Source organism: Pseudomonas sp. PVC-5-1 (genome assembly GCF_057444345.1).
Map to the genome: position 1 here is coordinate 3,531,164 of NZ_CM172024.1, position 17,722 is coordinate 3,548,885.

At 61.3% G+C, this 17,722-nt stretch carries 21 protein-coding genes and 1 pseudogene; 1 reads left to right on the forward strand and 21 read right to left on the reverse strand.

Going from position 1 to position 17,722, the window contains the following annotated elements; translation table 11 throughout:
• Nucleotides 1-5: 5 nt before the first annotated feature.
• From AC2T3R_RS16000 to AC2T3R_RS16085, 18 genes and pseudogenes are all read right to left on the reverse strand, one after another.
• A complete protein-coding gene (locus AC2T3R_RS16000) occupies nucleotides 6-2,957 on the reverse strand; it encodes a phage tail length tape measure family protein (protein WP_486743930.1) in 2,952 nt (983 codons plus the stop codon).
• A gap of 144 nt (nucleotides 2,958-3,101) precedes the next feature.
• Nucleotides 3,102-3,401, reverse strand: a complete 300-nt coding sequence (locus AC2T3R_RS16005) for a hypothetical protein (protein ID WP_486743931.1) — start codon at nucleotides 3,399-3,401, stop codon at nucleotides 3,102-3,104.
• Nucleotides 3,402-3,447: 46 nt separating this feature from the next.
• The gene (locus tag AC2T3R_RS16010) at nucleotides 3,448-3,735 is read right to left on the reverse strand and encodes a hypothetical protein (protein WP_486743932.1); all 288 of its coding nucleotides are present in this window, start codon (nucleotides 3,733-3,735) and stop codon (nucleotides 3,448-3,450) included.
• Nucleotides 3,736-3,809: 74 nt separating this feature from the next.
• A complete protein-coding gene (locus AC2T3R_RS16015) occupies nucleotides 3,810-4,295 on the reverse strand; it encodes a hypothetical protein (RefSeq protein ID WP_027907112.1) in 486 nt (161 codons plus the stop codon).
• Nucleotides 4,296-4,352: 57 nt separating this feature from the next.
• Nucleotides 4,353-5,522, reverse strand: a pseudogene (locus AC2T3R_RS16020) (phage tail tube protein).
• A 59-nt stretch (nucleotides 5,523-5,581) separates the two neighbouring features.
• Nucleotides 5,582-5,989 carry a phage tail terminator-like protein gene (locus tag AC2T3R_RS16025; RefSeq protein ID WP_486743933.1) on the reverse strand — a complete coding sequence of 136 codons (408 nt, stop codon included), beginning with the start codon at nucleotides 5,987-5,989 and terminating at the stop codon, nucleotides 5,582-5,584.
• The gene (locus tag AC2T3R_RS16030; RefSeq protein WP_486743934.1) at nucleotides 5,986-6,372 is read right to left on the reverse strand and encodes an HK97 gp10 family phage protein; all 387 of its coding nucleotides are present in this window, start codon (nucleotides 6,370-6,372) and stop codon (nucleotides 5,986-5,988) included. Before AC2T3R_RS16030 ends, AC2T3R_RS16025 begins: the two co-directional genes overlap by 4 nt.
• Nucleotides 6,373-6,374: 2 nt before the next feature.
• Complete coding sequence (locus tag AC2T3R_RS16035) at nucleotides 6,375-6,758, reverse strand: glutamate 5-kinase (protein WP_486743935.1); 384 nt, start codon at nucleotides 6,756-6,758, stop codon at nucleotides 6,375-6,377.
• Between the two features lies 1 nt (nucleotide 6,759).
• Entirely contained in the window at nucleotides 6,760-7,131 is a 372-nt protein-coding gene (locus AC2T3R_RS16040; RefSeq protein WP_486743936.1) for a hypothetical protein, read from the reverse strand.
• On the reverse strand, nucleotides 7,131-7,493 hold the full coding sequence (locus AC2T3R_RS16045; RefSeq protein ID WP_486743937.1) for a hypothetical protein: 363 nt from the start codon (nucleotides 7,491-7,493) through the stop codon (nucleotides 7,131-7,133). Before AC2T3R_RS16045 ends, AC2T3R_RS16040 begins: the two co-directional genes overlap by 1 nt.
• Before the next feature lie 41 nt (nucleotides 7,494-7,534).
• A complete protein-coding gene (locus tag AC2T3R_RS16050) occupies nucleotides 7,535-8,503 on the reverse strand; it encodes a major capsid protein (RefSeq protein WP_013972416.1) in 969 nt (322 codons plus the stop codon).
• Between the two features lie 9 nt (nucleotides 8,504-8,512).
• A complete protein-coding gene (locus AC2T3R_RS16055; protein ID WP_070086169.1) occupies nucleotides 8,513-9,259 on the reverse strand; it encodes a DUF6651 domain-containing protein in 747 nt (248 codons plus the stop codon).
• Between the two features lie 151 nt (nucleotides 9,260-9,410).
• Nucleotides 9,411-10,487 (reverse strand): hypothetical protein, encoded by a 1,077-nt coding sequence (locus tag AC2T3R_RS16060; RefSeq protein ID WP_486743938.1) that lies wholly within the window; start codon nucleotides 10,485-10,487, stop codon nucleotides 9,411-9,413.
• The gene (locus tag AC2T3R_RS16065; RefSeq protein ID WP_486743939.1) at nucleotides 10,487-11,893 is read right to left on the reverse strand and encodes a DUF4055 domain-containing protein; all 1,407 of its coding nucleotides are present in this window, start codon (nucleotides 11,891-11,893) and stop codon (nucleotides 10,487-10,489) included. The genes AC2T3R_RS16060 and AC2T3R_RS16065 overlap by 1 nt, the downstream gene beginning before the upstream one ends.
• A gap of 2 nt (nucleotides 11,894-11,895) precedes the next feature.
• Entirely contained in the window at nucleotides 11,896-13,194 is a 1,299-nt protein-coding gene (locus AC2T3R_RS16070) for a terminase large subunit domain-containing protein (protein WP_198748563.1), read from the reverse strand.
• The gene (locus tag AC2T3R_RS16075) at nucleotides 13,181-13,642 is read right to left on the reverse strand and encodes a DUF2280 domain-containing protein (RefSeq protein ID WP_486743940.1); all 462 of its coding nucleotides are present in this window, start codon (nucleotides 13,640-13,642) and stop codon (nucleotides 13,181-13,183) included. The genes AC2T3R_RS16070 and AC2T3R_RS16075 overlap by 14 nt, the downstream gene beginning before the upstream one ends.
• A 31-nt stretch (nucleotides 13,643-13,673) precedes the next feature.
• Nucleotides 13,674-14,297, reverse strand: a complete 624-nt coding sequence (locus AC2T3R_RS16080; RefSeq protein ID WP_486743941.1) for a putative metallopeptidase — start codon at nucleotides 14,295-14,297, stop codon at nucleotides 13,674-13,676.
• 176 nt (nucleotides 14,298-14,473) lie between these two features.
• Entirely contained in the window at nucleotides 14,474-14,707 is a 234-nt protein-coding gene (locus AC2T3R_RS16085) for a hypothetical protein (RefSeq protein WP_026031959.1), read from the reverse strand.
• A 253-nt stretch (nucleotides 14,708-14,960) separates the two neighbouring features.
• Between AC2T3R_RS16085 and AC2T3R_RS16090 the strand changes: the two genes are divergently transcribed.
• Complete coding sequence (locus AC2T3R_RS16090; protein WP_486743942.1) at nucleotides 14,961-15,158, forward strand: hypothetical protein; 198 nt, start codon at nucleotides 14,961-14,963, stop codon at nucleotides 15,156-15,158.
• Nucleotides 15,159-15,492: 334 nt separating this feature from the next.
• Here the strand turns inward: AC2T3R_RS16090 and AC2T3R_RS16095 are convergent, their stop codons facing one another.
• The 3 genes from AC2T3R_RS16095 to AC2T3R_RS16105 form a co-directional block, all read right to left on the reverse strand.
• The gene (locus tag AC2T3R_RS16095) at nucleotides 15,493-15,684 is read right to left on the reverse strand and encodes a hypothetical protein (RefSeq protein WP_486743943.1); all 192 of its coding nucleotides are present in this window, start codon (nucleotides 15,682-15,684) and stop codon (nucleotides 15,493-15,495) included.
• Between the two features lie 48 nt (nucleotides 15,685-15,732).
• Nucleotides 15,733-16,065, reverse strand: a complete 333-nt coding sequence (locus AC2T3R_RS16100; RefSeq protein ID WP_054830717.1) for a phage holin, lambda family — start codon at nucleotides 16,063-16,065, stop codon at nucleotides 15,733-15,735.
• A gap of 1,108 nt (nucleotides 16,066-17,173) precedes the next feature.
• Nucleotides 17,174-17,719 carry a hypothetical protein gene (locus AC2T3R_RS16105; protein WP_486743944.1) on the reverse strand — a complete coding sequence of 182 codons (546 nt, stop codon included), beginning with the start codon at nucleotides 17,717-17,719 and terminating at the stop codon, nucleotides 17,174-17,176.
• Between the last annotated feature and the right edge of the window lie 3 nt (nucleotides 17,720-17,722).

Genomic DNA, 17,722 nt, shown 5'->3' on the forward strand with positions numbered 1-17,722 from the left:
TTTCCCTACGTTGGATTGCGCGAAAGCCCGTACGCCGCCTCGATCGCCTGGGCCCGCTCGCCCCCGCCCCAGATGTCAGCCACGAAGGCGTCGATCTGCAGCTGGCCATCGTCTCCGGTGCGCTGATCAACAGTGCCGGCTCGGGAGCGGTCTTCGATCAGGTTGACGGTGACATTGGCCGGAGCGGCCTGCTGCTGGGCCTGGCCGTTGGCCTGCACCTTGTTGAGCGAGATGTTTTCGCCGGCGAAGGAGACCCGCTCGTTCGAGTTGATCGCCTCCAGCAGTTCGCGATTGCGCGCGGTTGCCTTGGCGTTCACTACAAACTCGCCGTTACTCAGGCGCGCGGGAATGCTGTCGGATGTGCCAGAGCCTGGGCCAGACACGTATCCACCGGTAGCGAAGCCCTTGATGAGCGCAAACGCAGCCAACAGCGCGGTACCGCCGACCACCGCCGCGGCACCGAACGAGCCGATGGAGGCGACCAGTGCCGCTGGCAGCCATGCGCTAGCGGTTGTGGCCGCTGCCGCTGTCTGGGCTGTGGTCGTGGCGGTTGTGGCGGCAATGCTGGATGCGGTTGCAACACCATCCGCAGCGACCTTGGCGGTGGCCACTGCGGCAGCACCTGATGTCTCGGCGGCTGTTACGGCGCCAACCTGGGCGATCTGTTGCGCGGCGACTGCCGCCGAGGTCTTCCCGAATGCCACCTGCATGGCTTGATTGACCGCCCATTGCGCAGCCATCTGCCCGAGCGAGTTGACCACGCTGCCGACCAGGCTGCGGGTAACGTTCGTGACGGATTCGCCGAAGGTTTGACCTTCTAGTGTCATGGCCTGGAACGCGCCGCCGACACTGGACTGGATGCTGCTGAAGGCACCGCTGAACAGGGCCTGGCTCTGTCCGGCGACGTTAGCTGCGGTTGTCTGGAAGTTGGCCAGTGCCGCGTTCCAGCCATTGATAGGGCTGGAGACGGCCGCGTCGTACTGGGCGAACCCAGACTGCAGCGCCTCCAGCCGCTTGGGCAGATACTCCTGCTCGAGGTCGATCTGGGCCTGCAGTTCCTGCCGCTGCTTCTCCGTCGTGGCGTTGGCCAGTTCGGTGCGCAGTTGCAGTATGCGGTCGTTGGCCTGCTGCTCCAGCTGCACACGCTGCTGCATGCGTTGGGCTTGCTGATCACCCATGCCAACGCCAGAGGCAGCAATGCTGTACTCGCTGCGCTGCGTTGAAAGCTGCTTCTCCAATTGGGCGCGGTATTGCTCGGCCTGGGTCAGGCCCTGTGCGCCCTTGATGGCTGCCGCGTAGTTCAGAGAGGCCTGGGCCAGCGCCTTGCCGTACTCGTCCTGGCTGATCTTCCCCTTGTCCAGGGCCAGCTGAAGTTGGGTTTGTTCTTTGGTAAGGGTGCGTGCGGCCTGGGCAGCCGGGTCGTACTGGCCATACAGGCGAGCGAACGTATTTTCCGCCTCGGCCACGCCACGATTGACGTTCTTCGGAGCATTCTTCTTCGCCTCACGCTCCTTGATGTCGGAGATTTCCTTCTCGATGTTCTTGCGCGACTGGGCGTATTTCGCTTCCTCTGCAGCGGTGAACACCCCGGCAGCCACAGCCTTAGCGCGCGCTTTGTCGAGGTCGGTCAGTTCCTTGTTCAGGCGCTGGGTTTGGGTCAACGAGCTTTTGTAGGACGCATCCAATGCGTCCAGGCCCTTGCGCCCCTCCTCCTGTATGCGACGGCGCTGTTGTTCCTCTTCAAGGGTTTTCGCGTTGGTCTGCTGGATGTCTTGCCGCTGCTTCAGTTCAGCCTGAAGGCTGGCGATGCGATCGCGGGCGTCGTTGTCCTCGTAGGCGGTGTCCAGCGTGCTCTGCAGGTAGGCAATCTTCTGCTGCAGCTGAGTGATGGCCTTGCCTTCGCTCTCGACGCTATTCCTGCCGATGCTTGCAAAGGCGTCAAGAACCTCGTTGGTGGCGTCCTTGATGTTGAGCCAGCCGCGTTCGATCAGCCCCAGGTTCTCGCGGATCTTGCTGGTTCGCTGACCCATCGCTTCCGCGTATGTGCGCTCAGCCAGGTCGGCGGCAGCCACAGCATTTCCCTGATCGGACAGGGCCTTGATCTGGGCGTACACAGAGGCAGTCAGGAATCGGTATTTCTCATCCAGTTCGACGATTCCGGCCACCGGGTCCTTGCCCAGCTTGATGAACTCGGCGACCGTGTCCTCTACTGCCTTTCCGGTGACGCGCTGCATCTCGACAGCCGTCGTGGTGATGAGCTTCAGGTTGCCGGTAGTGTTCGCGCTCGCGGCGGTGAGTTGCGCCAGTGCGCCGGCCGCCTGTCCAAAAGTACCTGTAACCTTGTCCGCAGACTCGGCCAGGCCGATCAACTGGGCCTCGGAGGCTTTCGAGAAGTTTCCGGTCAGGATCAGGCTGTCGCGCAGGGCATCGGATTGCTCGGACCCTTTGTAGTAGGCCAGGGCCAGCGCACCTGCGGCGGCGGCCGCAACAGTGAATGGGTTCACCAAGCCCAGGATGTACCCGCCAAGCGCCTGTGCTGCAGGTCCGATACCGCCGAACATGTCCTTGAGCTGGCCGCCCTGTTGCAGCAGCACAGTAAGCGGAGCCTGCCCACTCTGGAGGCTCACTGCGATATCGGTGAACTGTGCCGGGACGCCGCGCAGTGCAGCCTGGTAGGCCTTGGCCGACATACCCGCCTTGTTCATGCCTTCGGCAGTCTCACCAAGGGCATCTCGCATCGTGTTGATGCGCTGCGTGTACTCGACGAACGTGTCACTCTCGACGATTCCGGCCTTCTTGAACTTGGCCAGCTTCTCCTGCATGTCGTCGAGTCGCCCCAGAGCAGCAACAGTGGGGTTGATCTGCCCCAGCAGCTGGGAAAGCTCTTTGCGCTGATCGTCGAGGCTGCTGCTCACGCCATCGGCCGAAGTCGCTGCAGCATCGCCAGCACGTTCCATGCGCTCGAGCGAACTGGTCAGGTCGTCGGCATTGCGCTTGGCGCCCCGCGAGTCGATGGTTACCGCCAGGCGGGATTCCTGCGCCATGTCATTCTCCAGGCATAAAAAAACCCGCTCGAGGCGGGTTCTTTATCGATTCGTTGTTCAGTTGTGAGCGTCGTAGCACTCTCGGTAGGCTGCATTCTGGAATTCGGAGATTGCGGTGGCCCGCTCCCTGGCGTCATCAAAAACCCGAACCTGGTAAGCCTTCATAACCATGGCTTCCGAGAACTTGCTGCCGTCTCCCACCGAGTTGACAGCATCCTTCAGCAGATCGCCATCCTGCCGCGCTTTCATGGCCTCAGCCGCAAGATCCGATATTTTCTCGCACTGATCAGGCGCTTTCGCCAAGGTAGTGCCGGTCGGCATCAAGGCAATGGCGGCAACTAGCAGCAGTCGATTCATGGCTTCCTCCAATAGATGGCCAGAATCTAGCACAGCGCTGTGCCTATCAACGCGTCTTACGCCTGCCCTTACCTTCGGATTCGGCCAGGGCCTCTTCCTGTTGCTCATCCCACCGCCGGCGGAACTCGTCGTCCAGGGCGAAGATGGCGGCATCGAACTCTTCGCGGCATATCACCGAGGGGCAGCGGTCGAGATATTCGGCAATCGCGGCCGGCGAAATAGGAGCCGGCGCGCCGACCATGCCGACGTACTGCCGGGATCGGCCGATGTGACCGTAGGCCTCGAGGATCTCGGCCACCACATCGTCGATCTCGGGCGGCTCTTGGGCCTTCAACCCGAGGCGCTCATGTTTCCAGCGCTTCTTCTCGTTCTCCGGCCCGGCCCAGTCCCTACCCCAGCGATATGCCGCTACTGCTTTTCCGCAGTGGCCTGGGCCTGCTCCTCGATGCGCTTGGCGATGTCCAGGGCGGTGCGCAGGGCCAGGAAGTAGACGCTGGGCAGCTGCTCGATCAGCGCCTTGCACAGCTGCGGGGTGTACTTGGCTGGCTCGCCCGGGCGTTCCTCGACATCGATGCCCTGCCAATCCTTGATCAGGTGCTTGGCGGCCAGGTCGATGAACAGATCGTCGTCGGTTTCGAGTTCTACATCGGGGATGGAGTCGACGGTGAAGCCAGCGGTGCCCACGCCGGCCTGCTGGTTCAGTGCGGCGAGATGTCGGCGGATCACGGCCTGGTGCGACTTGTAGATCGGGTTGGCGATGGATGCGACCAGAATCGCGGCAGTGTCCGGCCCCTTGTCGCATTTCACGGCCAGGCCGTCCGGGCCGACCTTGAAGTGCACCCAACGCTCGCCGTTGATATCCAGTTCAGGCTTTCGTGCAATGGTGATACCCATGGAATTCCTCTGCGGTAAAAGGCCCGACGCACACCGCAGGACGCGCCGGGCAAAGGTTTAGGCGGTGACGGTGACAGCGCAGGTGTCGGTCTTGGTGCCATCTGCGGCGCTGGTCGCGGTGATGGTGGCGGTACCGGCAGCCAGTCCGGTGACAAGACCGGTCTCGCTCACGCTGGCGATGGCCGGGGCGGAGCTGGTCCAGGTGACTTGCTGGCTGGCACCGGCCGGGGCTACCACCACTTCCAGGTCGCCGGTGTCGCCCACTGCAATGCTGAGGGTGGCCGGAGTGACGTCCACGGCAGCCACAACGATAGGCGCCGGCAGGCGGGTGATTGTCGGCGCCACGCGGCGGGCGGTGTAGTTCAGTTCCACCTGGATGATGTCGGTCGAGCCGCCATCCGGCCAGTCAGCGGTCACTTCCATCTCGGGGATCAGGAACTTGTAGCCGCCGTCGGCATTGCCGATGGTGAATTCCAGGCTGATCGCGTCGTTGGTCTTCTGCGCCTTCCACAGTTCGTAGGCCATTTTCGACCAGCTGATGGTGATCGCGCCGGACGGGGTGAACGTGGTGGCGATGATGTTGCCCGGGTACGGGTTGCCGTTGCCGATGCAGCGCTGGGTCTGGACGGCGTTGTCGAACTGCAGGTTGAAGCTGTCGACGCAGGCGTTGTCCTCGCCCACCTGGACGCCGTTGATCTTCAGGCCGCTGATGTCCTTGAAGCTGAAGCGGCGCTGGCTGGCCTCGGGCTGGGCGTTGATGATGAACGAGGTGTTGTCGCCCTTGTCATCCTAGGCTCGCGCGGCCATGGTCGTGGTGACTGTGACCTCGTTGTCGCCCGGGAAATCGAAGTTCATGGTGGCGACTTGCACGCCGCGGGCGATGGCCGACACACCGATGTCGGTCGCGTAGGAGGCGATCGAGAAGGTGATACGGTCGTCGCCCATGGTGAGCTGGTTGCTGGCCCAGGCCTTGCCGAAGCAGGATGCCATGAACTCGTCCAGCGCACCGAAGCGCCACTTGGTTTCGATATCGCCGCCCACGTCCACGGTAGTCTGGGCAGTGCCCTGCGACATGCGGGTGAAGCCGATTTCGTTGTTCTCTTCCGAGTTGAAGGTCGGCATCAGGCCGTTGCTGATGCGCGTCAGCACGTTCCAGTCGCCGGCCGGCGTCACGCCGGGGGTTACTTCTTTGATCCAGGCCAGCTGGACCTTGGCTCCGCTCGACATGCGGTTTCTCCTATCGATAGGCGTAAAAAAACCGCCATGTGGCGGTGGATGTTGAGGGCTCAGTAGGCCCGGTATGGGATCGACACGTTCACCTGGTACCAGCCGTGCCCGTCATCGCCGATGGTATTGGCCGAGGCCGCGTAGCACTCGAATGGCCCGGTCGGGTCGCTGTAGAACTCGAAGTGCTGCACCAGAGTGTCGGCGGCCTTGGTGATGGCCAACGTGCCCTTGCTGCTGGGCACGAACAGCTGAACCATGATGATGCCGGTGCGGCGAACGCAGGGGCCGATGCCGATCTCTGGCGCGCTGGACAGGCCTGGAACGTCCGCCAGCCTGGCCCAGATGGGTTTGCCGGATGGGTCGAACGGCCCCTGCGAGTTGTTCGGGTAGTCGACAGCGGATGCGGGAATGCCCACCCACTGCGTCATGCGGCCAGTGACGATGGCCCGGATTTGTTCGAAGGTCATGAGTAGGCCTGCGAGACGCTGTTGAACGACACCGCGTAGATGCCGGCGGGCGCTTGCTGGGAATGGCCGTCCTCAAGCGGCACCGCATAGATAAGGTTGTTCTGGATGAACACCTGCGTGTAAGGCTCAAGCCCGGTCATCACCCTTACGCCCTGCTGGATGGTCTCCGAGCCGGTAGGGTCGACATTTGCGCTGCTGGTGTACACAGGCGCGCCCACGCTGACGATGTTGTTGCCACGGAACCGCCCTGTGTCGACGGGCGAACGCAGCACGATTTCGTTGAGCATGGCCAGGGCAATGACCCGCACGCGCTGCGTCAGGGCCTCTTCGACCAGCCCGGTGAACAGGCTTGGCGGTGTGCTCCATCCCCTGCTCTTGGCCATGGCTACTTCCTCAGCTGCAATCGGTAGGTGGCTGAAGCCGGGTCGGAGCGTACCGATTTGACCAGGTAGACCACCTGCTTGGAACGGTCCATCAGGTCGGGCGCGGTGATCTTGTGCCCAACATCCGGGGTATCGGTGACCTCGTTGGCAAGCGCGGTGAGGCGCAGGTCTCCGACGAGGATATTGACGTTGTCGATCCGGCTATCTTCGTAGCGCGACAGCACGCCACGGCCCGTGTACGTCACTGCCTGGGCGGTGGTTTCTTCGGTGACAGGATCAACCACGCCTGGCCCAATGTACTCGCCCGTGAAGGCAAGTACCGCGTCGGCCAGGTCCGTATTGAACGCCTGGGCCAGGTCGGCCTGCAGTTCATCGCGAAGTCCCATATCAGCCCCTCACGATCTTGGTTTGGCCGCTGCTGTTCAGGTAATGCGCCAGCAGCGCCAGGGCGAACGACTCGCCCGCGCTGATGGTGCGGGAGGATTCTGAGTAGGTTTTGCTGCTGGAGACCCCGTCAGCGTTGACCGACTTGCTCAGCACGCCGGTCTCCTTGCTGCCGTAGATGTTCCCTGCCGCTGCCTCTCGGGCAATCTCGGCGCCGGCCTGAATCACATCGTCCGGTACCGGATCGAACTCAGGCAGGCCGAGATTGGTTAGCCAGGTGTTGGCCATCAACACCGCCCGGGCCTTCTGGTCGTCGGGCGCCCAGGTCGGCCCAAGCAGGGCGTCTACCTGCTCGACGGTGATGTAGGTGGTCATTACGCGGCCTCGTCCAGCAGCTTTTGCAGGTCTTCCAGGGTGACGGCGGCAGCGAAGTCGACGCCTTTTTCGGTCAGCTTGGCCTTCAGGTCGTCAGCCTTGACGGCATCGTCGAGCAGCTTTTGCAGTTCTGGCTTGGCAGCCTTTTCGCCGTAGGCGATGCCCTTCGCATCCAGCGCTGCACGGATCTCATCCACCTTCAACGGGCCGCCGCCCTTGGACTTCTCCTCCTTCGCCGGCTCAGGGTGCTCGTAGCCATCGGGCGCGAAACGCGCATCGATGATCTTGTAGCCCTTCTGACGCAATTCGGCCTTTCGCTCAGGGCTGACCGGGTGTTTCTCGTAAATCACTTTCTCGCTCATGGCGATCTCCTGGGAAAGCGCCCCGGAGGGCGCGGTACCGGTTACTTGGTGGCGTCACCGATGGTCAGCACGCCGGCCGAGGCCTTGATGCTGTTCGCCACCAGATCCCAGTTGGTGCCGGTGGACAGCTCGGCGTTAGTCGGCGACTTGCCGCCGTTGGCGGTGTCCCAGGTGTAGCCCTTGAGGCCCAGGCCGAAGGTGTAGTCGGCCTGCATGGTGGTCTCGATACGCTCCTTGCCGTTGGAGGTCTCGATGTTGGTGATCAGGTCGGAACCATCCATCACCACCGCGGCGCCGTCGGCCAGGCTGAGCACCTTCTGCTTGTTCGGGGTGCCGGCCTCATACAGCGCGGGGGCGTCAGTGATGATCACGGCCTTGCCGAGGATGTCGACCACCTGCACGCCGGAGAACTGGAACAGGCGCTCGGCGTTGGCCAGGTTCTGGCCGACCAGCTTGTGGTACATGGCACCGGTCATGACCTGGGCCACCAGGCGCTGCGAGGCGTCACCGAACAGGGCATGGGCGTTGTTGATCGCGACGTAGGTCACGCCAGCAGTCGCCGAAACGTCGTTGGTGGCGGTCGGCTGGTTGCCAATGGCGCCGGCCAGGGCCGAGATGGCGGTGTTCAGCTGGTCCGCCATGATGGCTTCGGACAGGTTGCGGCTGATCACTTCCAGCGCTTCCTCCGGGTTCTTCTGGATCCAGGAGAGCTGGGAAGGCTCCCACAGGATCGGACCGAAACCGCCGGCGATCTTCACCGAGTCGTATTGCTTCTGGGCCAGCGGGGTGGACGCCTGGGCGCCGTTGGCAGCGTAGCGGTCGACGCGACGCTGGGCGCCGTGTAGACCTGCCCAGAACGATTCCTGCAGGAAGTCGCCGTCGATGCCCTGGGTGGTCAGGCGGATGGCGCCGGCCGAGGATGCGTTGAACTTCTCGACATCCTGAGCCAGGGTCTCGATGGTGGTGCGCTTGAGGTATTCGTTGAATACCTTCATGTTCGAAAGGGCCATTGGGCCTCCTTATTCGCTTGCGGTCAGGCCCTTGATGGCTTCCAGGCGTTCAGCCTTGGTGCCACCGAAGTTGCCCTTCGTGGTTTTGTGCTGGCCACCGCCGTTCGGCGCGCCGCCGCCATTGGCGCCGGAGCTCTTCAGGATGTGGTCGCGATGGGGGTACTGCGAGACGAGGGTTTCGAGCGCTTCGTTGAAGTCGGCCAGTTCACCCGGGCGAGCGCGGCTGAAGATCTTCTGGCCTTGGGTGTCGTAAGCGACGACCTTGCCTTCCTCGATCTTGAAGTTGCTGCCGAAGGCGGCCTGGACCATGTCAGCGGGAACAGCCATCTTCTCGGCGATGAACTGGGAGCGCGCGAAGCTGCCGCCGATCTTCTCGGCATACAGCTGCTGCTCGAAGGTCTGCGCCTTGCCGTTGGCTTCATCCAGCTGGGTTTGGAAGGCCTTGCTGATTTCGCCTTTCACCTTCTCGATCTCGCCGGCATCCACCAGCTTCTTGGCGTCGAGGTTGGCGACGATCTCCAGGGCTTTCTTGGCGGCCGCAGCATCTTCGATGCCTTCGAACGCCTTCGCAGTTTTCTCGAAGCTGTCCGCGCGCTCGCGATGCGACTTCGCCTCGGCATTCAGCCGGGTGATGGTGTTGCGAGTGCCGACCGCATCGAAGGCGACGTCCTTGCCGTCGTCATCGGTGTAGACGGGCTTACCATCTTCGATAACTGCATACTGCTTGCCATCCACTTCAACAGTCTTGAGTTTCATTTCGTCTCTCTGGGCCATCCGGCCTGTTGGTGAGCCATCCGGCCCCAGGTCGCCCCGTCCATCCGAACCGCAGGCATAAAAAAGCCCCGCGCTGGGCGAGGCTTTGCAATTGCGCGCCACGAAATGGCGCTTTGGTGTTTTGTGGCGCGGACTACAACAGTCGATCCCGCAGCTCATCGAGCGTCAGGAACTTGCCCTTGTCGTTGTAGAAGTCCTGCAGCTTCAGCTTGTCCTGGCGCAGCAGCTTCCCCCGCTCCGGGCCGAGGATCTCGTCCTGGCGGGCGGCAGGCTGGCGTGCAAGCCATTGTGCGTACGTGGTCTGCTGCGGTACTTGGCCGTCCATGCTCGCCCGGGTCGCCGCGTCACTGATCCCCAGCGACAGAGCGCTCTTGAGGATCGGCAGCTTGGTCGATCGGCAGCAGAAGTGGATACGGCCCGGGCCGGCCAGCCACGGCACCTTGTGCCCGATCGGTCGGTAGGTGCCCAGCGTGTACGGCAGGCGGTCACGGATTCGGCAGGTCGTCGATGTCCGGTTATCCAGCGTGCTCAGCCATTCAACGTGGCTGATGATGTCGCTGTTGGCCTCGAATGCCTTGTCGCTGGCCGTCTCAGCCGTGCTGGACACAGCAGACCGGACAACCGCCTCCACCTCCCGGCGAGACCTCTGCAGGATACCGTCAGCGTACTTCTCCGCCTTGGTACCCATGATCTGTCGGACGATCTCCGGCGTCGTGCGCCCTTCAAGCACGCCAGAGCGCACGGCATCGCGGATGGACGCAGCGCGGTCAGCCTCAATGCCGGCCATCCACTCGCTCAGCAGCCGCCCCTGGAATGGCCTTGCCAGCGCAATGGAACGCATCTGGCTGAACTCAGCCACAGCAATCGGGAATCGCGCCTGCACAAGCTCAGGAACAGCCGCTGTAAGCGCAGCAGCCTGAAAAGCAATCTCGTAGCTGGCTACTCCGTCAATTACGCCTATAAGCGCCTGCTGCAGGCTAAAGAACGTCGATTGATTGATCCGCAGCACGGGCGCCAGAGCGGCATCGATCGCTGCAACGGACGCGCCGGCATCCAGGCTGTCGATGGCAGCAATGAGCGCTGCCCTCAGTTCAGGGTCCGAACTGTTCAGGATCCTGATGATCGCCACGACCTGGCTGTTGCTCAGCCTGGAGAGATCAACTTCATGGCCGATCAGCTCGTCCAGCAGCTTCTCGTTGGCGGTCTTCATCACAGCGTACCGAGAGCCGGGCCCTGGGCCTCAATCTTCGCCAGCTCCTCTTCCCAGTCGTATTCGTCACTGATCACACCGCGCCGCTGCATCTCGGTGAACAGCGTCTCCTTGCTGATCATCCCGGCATTGGCCATGGAAACCAGCGTCGGCAGCGACACCTCAGGCATGTAGTCGACATCGAAGTTGCCACGCATCTCAACCGTACCGCCCTCGCCCAGGCTTCGATAATCGGCCATGAACTGAAGCAGCTGCGCCAGGCAGTCGGCGAAGTGGTGCGCCATACGTGCCAGCGGGGACAGTTCCTGCGCCGCCTCCTCCTCCGCCTGGGTGGCGGTCTTGGTTGCCGTTTTGTCTGGCGTCAGAAGCTTGGCCCCGGCCATGCGCATCTCGTTGATCAGGTCCTGCAGCGCGGTGCGACCAGCATCGACGGCCTGGCCGGTGTGCTCGACGTATTTGAGGTCACCGTCCTTCGGCAGATCGGTAAGCTGGCCTGTGCCAACCTTGAACTCTGGCGGGATCACTTTCCCCTGGTTGTCGTACTGGGCCTGGATGCCGATGCGCACCAGGATCGGCACGCGGATAACGTGTAGGATGTTGTCCTGGTCGCTCTGGCTCTGCCAGTGCTTCACGTTCAGGTGTGCCAGTTCGATCAGCGGCGGCTTGGCCGTCATGAAGCTGGTTCGGCCGGTGTAAAAGGTGACCCACGGAATCGCGGTCAGGCTATTGGTGCCTTCCTCGTGCAGTTCCCAGGTACCGCCGGCTGCGGCCTGCTTGCCACGCACGGCCTTGGCCGACCTGCGATAGGTTCGCCAGGCGCCCGGCTCCAGCACGCGAATCTGCTCGACGCACTTGGCGCCGAACTCCCCATCCTCCTCCTCGACCACCTCGATGTAGCGGACCATGGTCAGCACGCCGCCCTTGGAGCGCCAGCCCAGCACCTGCTCAGGCCTCACCATCACCACATAGGGGCGCACACCAGCGGCCTGCTCGTCTGCTTGGGTCTTCAGCTCACCCGCTGGCGGGTGATCGACGAAGGCATGGCACAGGCCATGGCTCAGCCCCTCGGTGAAGAACCCGACCGCCCAGGAGTTGAGGTCATTGCCAGCGTGATCGATGTCCCTGGTCATCTCGACAATGGCCTCTGGCACATCGTCGCCCACCTGCAGCGGCTCAGCGAACACGCGGGAGGTCATGTTGCCCACGGTTTCGGAGTACGCCGGCAGCAGGGTCGAAAGGCGCAGGCGCTCTTTGTAAGCCTCGTCGTCTTCGGCTGGGTACTGCGGAAGCAGGGTTTTGCCCGCGTCGCGCATTGCCATTGTCCCACCCATGAGCGGCGAGATCACGGCCCAGTAGGCGCGCATCGCGTCGACAGCGGGCAGCGTGATGCTCGGGTTATCGCTCATGGTCACATTCTCAGGGATTGGGTCGTGAAGACCGGTCGTTCAATTGGGTAGTCGTGGTGGATGAAGTAGCCGCCCGCGTCGTTCGCGTGGTCCACACCGGATTTCTTGTCAGGTTCGCCGTTGGCCGCCCATACCTGCTGCTCCAGGCCGTCCGCATAGGTCGGGCAGCGCAGCGGGTTGATCAGGTAACGCCGCTCGCCATTCGCGTTGCAGAACATCGCGTTCATGGCGTTGATCCGGTCCTTCACTGGCGGGTTGGCATCGGGTGCGATCACGCTGAAGCCAGCCTGCCGCAGGATGGCAATGTCCGTCTCGCTGGCGTTCACCGACTTGCGTGACCCTCCAGAGGCGTCGGGGTAGATCCTGATCTCGCAGGTCTTCTCGTACCCGTTGCCGTTGTGCCGCCAGTAGCGCTCCTTGATGCGCCGGATCATGTCCGGGGTATCGAAGCCATCAATGAGCTCATCCACGGCCCTGGGCTTTCCGTCAGGCCGTTTGACATGGACGATCGCCGCCATCTTGCCGACGTTGAAGTCCATGCCGATGAACAGGGGCTCTCCAGGCTCTACGGTGTCGAAGCAGGAATTCAGCTTCCGGTCGTAGGCGTGGTAGATCGACCCGGAGTTCAGGTTGACGAACTGGCCGTTTAGGTAGGCCAGGATCAGCTGGGCCGGGTACGACTCCATCAGCGACGGGATGTAGTCGGGCGGCAGGTTCAGCTCGTTGTCGAACGTGCTGGCTTGCACCAGGCCATACATGCCCTGCAGGGTCGGCTTTTCACGCAGCTGCTTCACGAACTGCTGGTAGACGAACTTGAACCCCTCAGGGGTCGTCGTCACGTCCACGCCGTTCTTCAGCCCAGGCACGTTGTAGCGCATCCGGGCAATGATCTTGCGCCAGGCGTGTTCGGCCTTCAGCGCGGGCAGAACGTCGAGTTCATCGACCAGGGCATGGCCGATCTTGAAACCAACGATGGTCTGCGGCTTCTCCATTGAGCGGCAAATGGTCGTGCTGCGGTACTGGCCGCCGCTGTAGAACTCGACCTCCTTGTCGCTCTCCTTCGTCTTGACCTTCAGACCCCAGTCGAAGGCGACCTCCTCGATGGTCGGGAAGAAAATGTCGCGGATCTGCGGGTACGTCGGGGCGAAGTAGCCGGAGTCGATCCGGGGCCACTCCCACACGTGCTTGCAGAGCGCCGCGCATCCCACCCAGGTCTTGCCCGAGCCGAACCCGGCAACGAAGCCGCGGAACTTGTTCTCCATCCGAAGGAAGCTGGCCTGGGGCACGTTAAGTGACGGCATCAGGCTTCCTCGCATCCACCACATCAACCTGCACCCGGGTGGGCGGCACGTTGTCGTGGGGATTCTCGTTCTTGGTCTGGCGGTTTACGTAGACATCGCCGACCTCCTTGGCCGCCTGCTCCAGCAGCTGGGCAGTCAGGGCCATGTTCTTCATCGACTCGGCCTTCTCAGCCATCCGACCAAGCACCCGAAGACGAAACGCCCGGTTGGCAATCGGTATCTCGGCCGTCTCCTCGCGGAAGCGCTTACGAGTGTCTTCGAACAGGGTAACCCAGCGCTTGGCCAAGTCACGCCCAGCACGCTTGGTCGGGTCGTGCGCCTCACACTTCTGCCGGGTAACCTCAAGGCCGAATTCTTCTCGGACGGCTGCCGCGACTTGCGAGGGGGTATCGAAACAGGCCAGGGCCTGAACGATGAAGGCTTTCACCTCGTTGCTCAGGGCCGCCATAGGTTTTCATCCGTCGTGGGTCTGTCAGGGGTCAGGCAGACTTGAGCAGACAGGTTCCGCAGGCCCTCGAAATGTTGATCTTGGCCACCTCAGGCGGCCGGCTTGCAGCGTCGATCAGCTGCTGGACTTCTTCGCTGGCACCGTAGCGCCTCACCACCCCGACAAACTCTTCGACGTCATGGCCACGCAGGCAGAGCTTGGGCATTCCGTCCTGCCTGAACTTGGGTGCGCCGTACTCATCGGCCGCCTGGGCGATGTGGTAAAGCTCGTGTTCGACCAGGGCGCAGAACTCAGCGTCGGAGCACTGGGCACAGTAGTCCGCAGCCAGGGTGATAAGGAAGTCGGGCTCCTCATCGAACCACTCCCGCATCTGCTGCTCTTGGCGGGCTTTCTGCCATCCGCCGGCGCGGAACATCAGTTGCTCGGCCTGACCAAGAACAACCCGCCCCTGCTTGGCGAACCCGGACGAAGCCCAAAGCACGCCAATGTTGGCGTCCATCAGGTGGGCGTGTTCAGGGTTATGGATGCTGCCGGTGTCGGCAAGAATCTCGGCCTTAAGCCAATCCCATATTTCAGGGGCAGGAGCCAAGCGGATACCGAAGTCGGATAGCTCGGACAGTTCAAGCAGTGACGATGGAGGATACGGCCTATCCATAGGTCACCTTGTGTTTGAAATGATGTTGCGGTGCCGGGACGGCAGGAGTCTATTCAGTGCAGGAGGGAATACTAAGCCGAAAGGCGATTGGCTCAACGCAAGCTATGCATGGTGATTGCCCATGTGGCTGCCATGCGGCATTCCATTTCAAGCGTTCGCACGAGAGGCCGACCCGATTAGCTCTTATCATCATGCACAGTGACCCTCACACCCGTAGCAACGATCTCGTACTCCGTTTCGGAGATCTTGTTCACGGCACCACCCATTTGCATTTCGAAATGCTTCAAGCCTTCATGTCGAACCATTCCGCTCGAAGAGCGCTCGACCGTCTCGTCTTGGTAGATGTAGATGACGTACTCGACATTATCCGTGCCAAGCCCAACTATTCTTCCAACATATTTATCTGCCATGTCCGGACTCCTTGCGTGAAGCCTCAAGGTAGCCGGTGCCAACAGATCAATCCACTGCATTGGAGTGATAATCATGAATATGATGCTGGTCTGAGCGTGAGCACGCTCATGCAGCAAGGGGCGACCCGACCCGGTAGGCTCGTTCCATCGCCTCCCAGTCGGGTTGCTTGATGGTCATTCGGAAATCCTGATGCTTGAAATGGTGGCGGGTTGCCGGTATTCAATACCATCCACTCATCGCAAGGAGAGCAATATGGCAATTTTGGACCACGTTAAATACGCGACCGGGGACGCACAAGATAAGCGAGCCCTAGCGGTAAACGCCGCGCTTGAACTGATCTCTGTCCGAATCGGAGCGACTTCCCCCAATGGAAATCATCTAGACCAGGAACTGGGCAAGCTCTCAACCTATGCCGACCTGATTCAACAGGCGCTCAAGAAAGTCGAGTAAATGGCTCGTGCCGCACTCACCTGCGGCACACCTCACTTGAACCAGCCAGTAGCCTCTACTCCACAGCCACGGCAGTGAACCGCGCCGCTGGCTTGGCCTGGCTCGCGCATGATGAAAAATGTTTCGCTACCGCAGTTGCACTGGAATGACTCGTCACCTGGTTGAGGGCCGAATGGATACTTGAACGCGCCGCGATGGGTGCCGCACTCCGGACACTCCATCTGCGTGACGCCTACCGGGGCAGCCGCTACCCATTCATGCCGACAGTTCGCGCAGATGCACTCACCGGAGGCGTGCGGCTCCTCTCGCTCTCGCGGTTTCAGCTCAACCACGTTCATTCGGCCACCATCTTGTGGGTTTCGGCGTGGGCGTGGCCGTGCAACAGGCCGACCAGCAGCCCCTGCGGAAGGCCGGCTACCTTGGAGGCATCAATCGCCTTCACCAAGGCCGCATCGAACTCGGCCACCGCGCGGACGATATCCAAGCTTACCGGCAGCTCATGGCGAATTCGTGTGACGTTGCTCATGGCTACTCCCGCGCCACGAAACGGCGCATCTCTATTTTGTGGCGCGGATCAATCAGCCTTGCGGGCCGGCAGCTTGAAGTCAGTAACGCGGTCGGCAATGTTGCGCACCTTCTCCACACCCAAGAAGCCGACCCATCCACCTACAAACGTGGACATGCTCTGCGGCAGACCGAAGAACTCCAGGCCGCTGATGATCGTCAGGGTCAGGCCGCCGCATATTGCACCCTCGACCAACATCTGGCGACGGGTGCCACCTCCGTAGGTGATTCGCAGGACAGCCATGGCGCAGGAAAGGCCTGCCGCGTACAGGAGGGGCGAATGCTGGCTCAACCACGCAAGAGCAATCGCCCAGGTGTCTGGTTTATCTGGCATGTTGGACATACTCGATATCCCCTGAGGGGCGGCAAGAAGAAAAGGCCCGCTGAGGCCCTATTCAGGGACCGGGCAAACGTGCGGAGCAGCACATAACGAAAAACCCCGGAAGTTCCGAGGCTTAGAATGATAAGCGTACATCCGTTAATCTGATGGGAAGACAATTCGCCTGAACAAAAAACCGCCCGAAGGCGGCTAGCTAGTGATTTATTAGCGCTTTCCCAATTTATTGGGCGCTTCAATCAGCTCAAATGTTCTACTTCACGACTTTCGCGGATCATTTTTGACATCTTTCTCAGCAACCTTGTCGTGCCGACTATAGAGCTCTGCCTTTGAAGCCCGCTCGGTGTTGGCACCCTTACTTCCCTCCGCCCTTGGGCCTTGGGGAGATGTATTTTCGCCAGAACTTCTTTCACCCTGGCGCGATGTTTTATCTGTCATATAAACCTCTGATGAGCCCGGTTATCCGAGCTCAAATAAATGAATTACTCAGCGAGTGATCCATCATGTGTACGCATCTGCCCCCAGTCATTCTCCGGACCTTTATCAAGGCCTGGCTCGTCATCATCTGGGGTGTATCCCAGTGGATCATCAGCCTCGAGGAGCGTATGTGGCGAAAGAGCCGTACGTGCTGGGGCGCCTTTACCAACGGCGCCCAGGATGAGTCCAGCCAGTATTCTGACTACTGAACTTTTCCATATTTGAAGCTTTTTGACGTTCAGGGGACTCAGGCTCTTGTTCAGGCGTAGCGTCGGGATCTATATAATCGTCCCTATCCTCTGGGCTAGATTTGTCCAACCCCTCACGCTTTTCTGTACCTTCTTCAACTTCCGATTCAAGTCCCGGAGATCCATTTGGTTTGGTAATGTCACTAGACATAAGTACCTCTCAATAACTCAGAAAATCTGAGCTAAAGGGAGTATGCGCCCTAAGTCTGTCATAGGGTAAAATAACAGACCACCGGGACAATTAATAAGACCGGCGCAGTGCTGGGCCTCTTGAGGCCCTCTTCGGGCAATAAAAAACCCGACTCAGTGGTCGGGTTCTTTTGTGCCAATCCTCAACGTGCGCAGGAATGACAGGATGGACGCATATTGGCTCATTGGCTCAGTCGCAGTCAAGCGACATTTGCTACCAAAAGGCCTTCATGATCGAGAATGTGCTGCGCCTCCACCAGCGCGGCGTCTACCTCACGCTCCAGAGCTCGCCGAATGTCCCGCCTCCAGCGCTCCTGAGTCTTGACTGGGTGCGGGTCGTCGCTCCAGTTGTCCATCTCGTACCAAGCCGCTGGCAGAACGCTCGTACTACGCTTGCCATCGACTCCGGGCAGTTTGGGCATGGCCCAAGTCAGGATGGCGCACTGGCGGAAGCGATCCGGGGCCGGCGAGCGATGGGTGCGCGTCAGCTCCTCGATGGCCGCATGCTTGCGGTCCACGTGGGTGGAGTACTTCGCCACCAGGTGGCGCCAGTGCGATGCGCTCAGGTTCTTGTGCAGCCGGCTGAACACCATGCAGTCGATGAGGAATGCCGCTTCCTTGCCCACGATTGCGCCTTTCTGCTTAGCGGCCTGGACCTTCGGTTTGAAGTCGCATCCGCCGGCGCTGTTGATCGTCTCGGCCGCCAGTGCTCGAACCACTGCTGATACCACGTTCTGATAACTCACTGC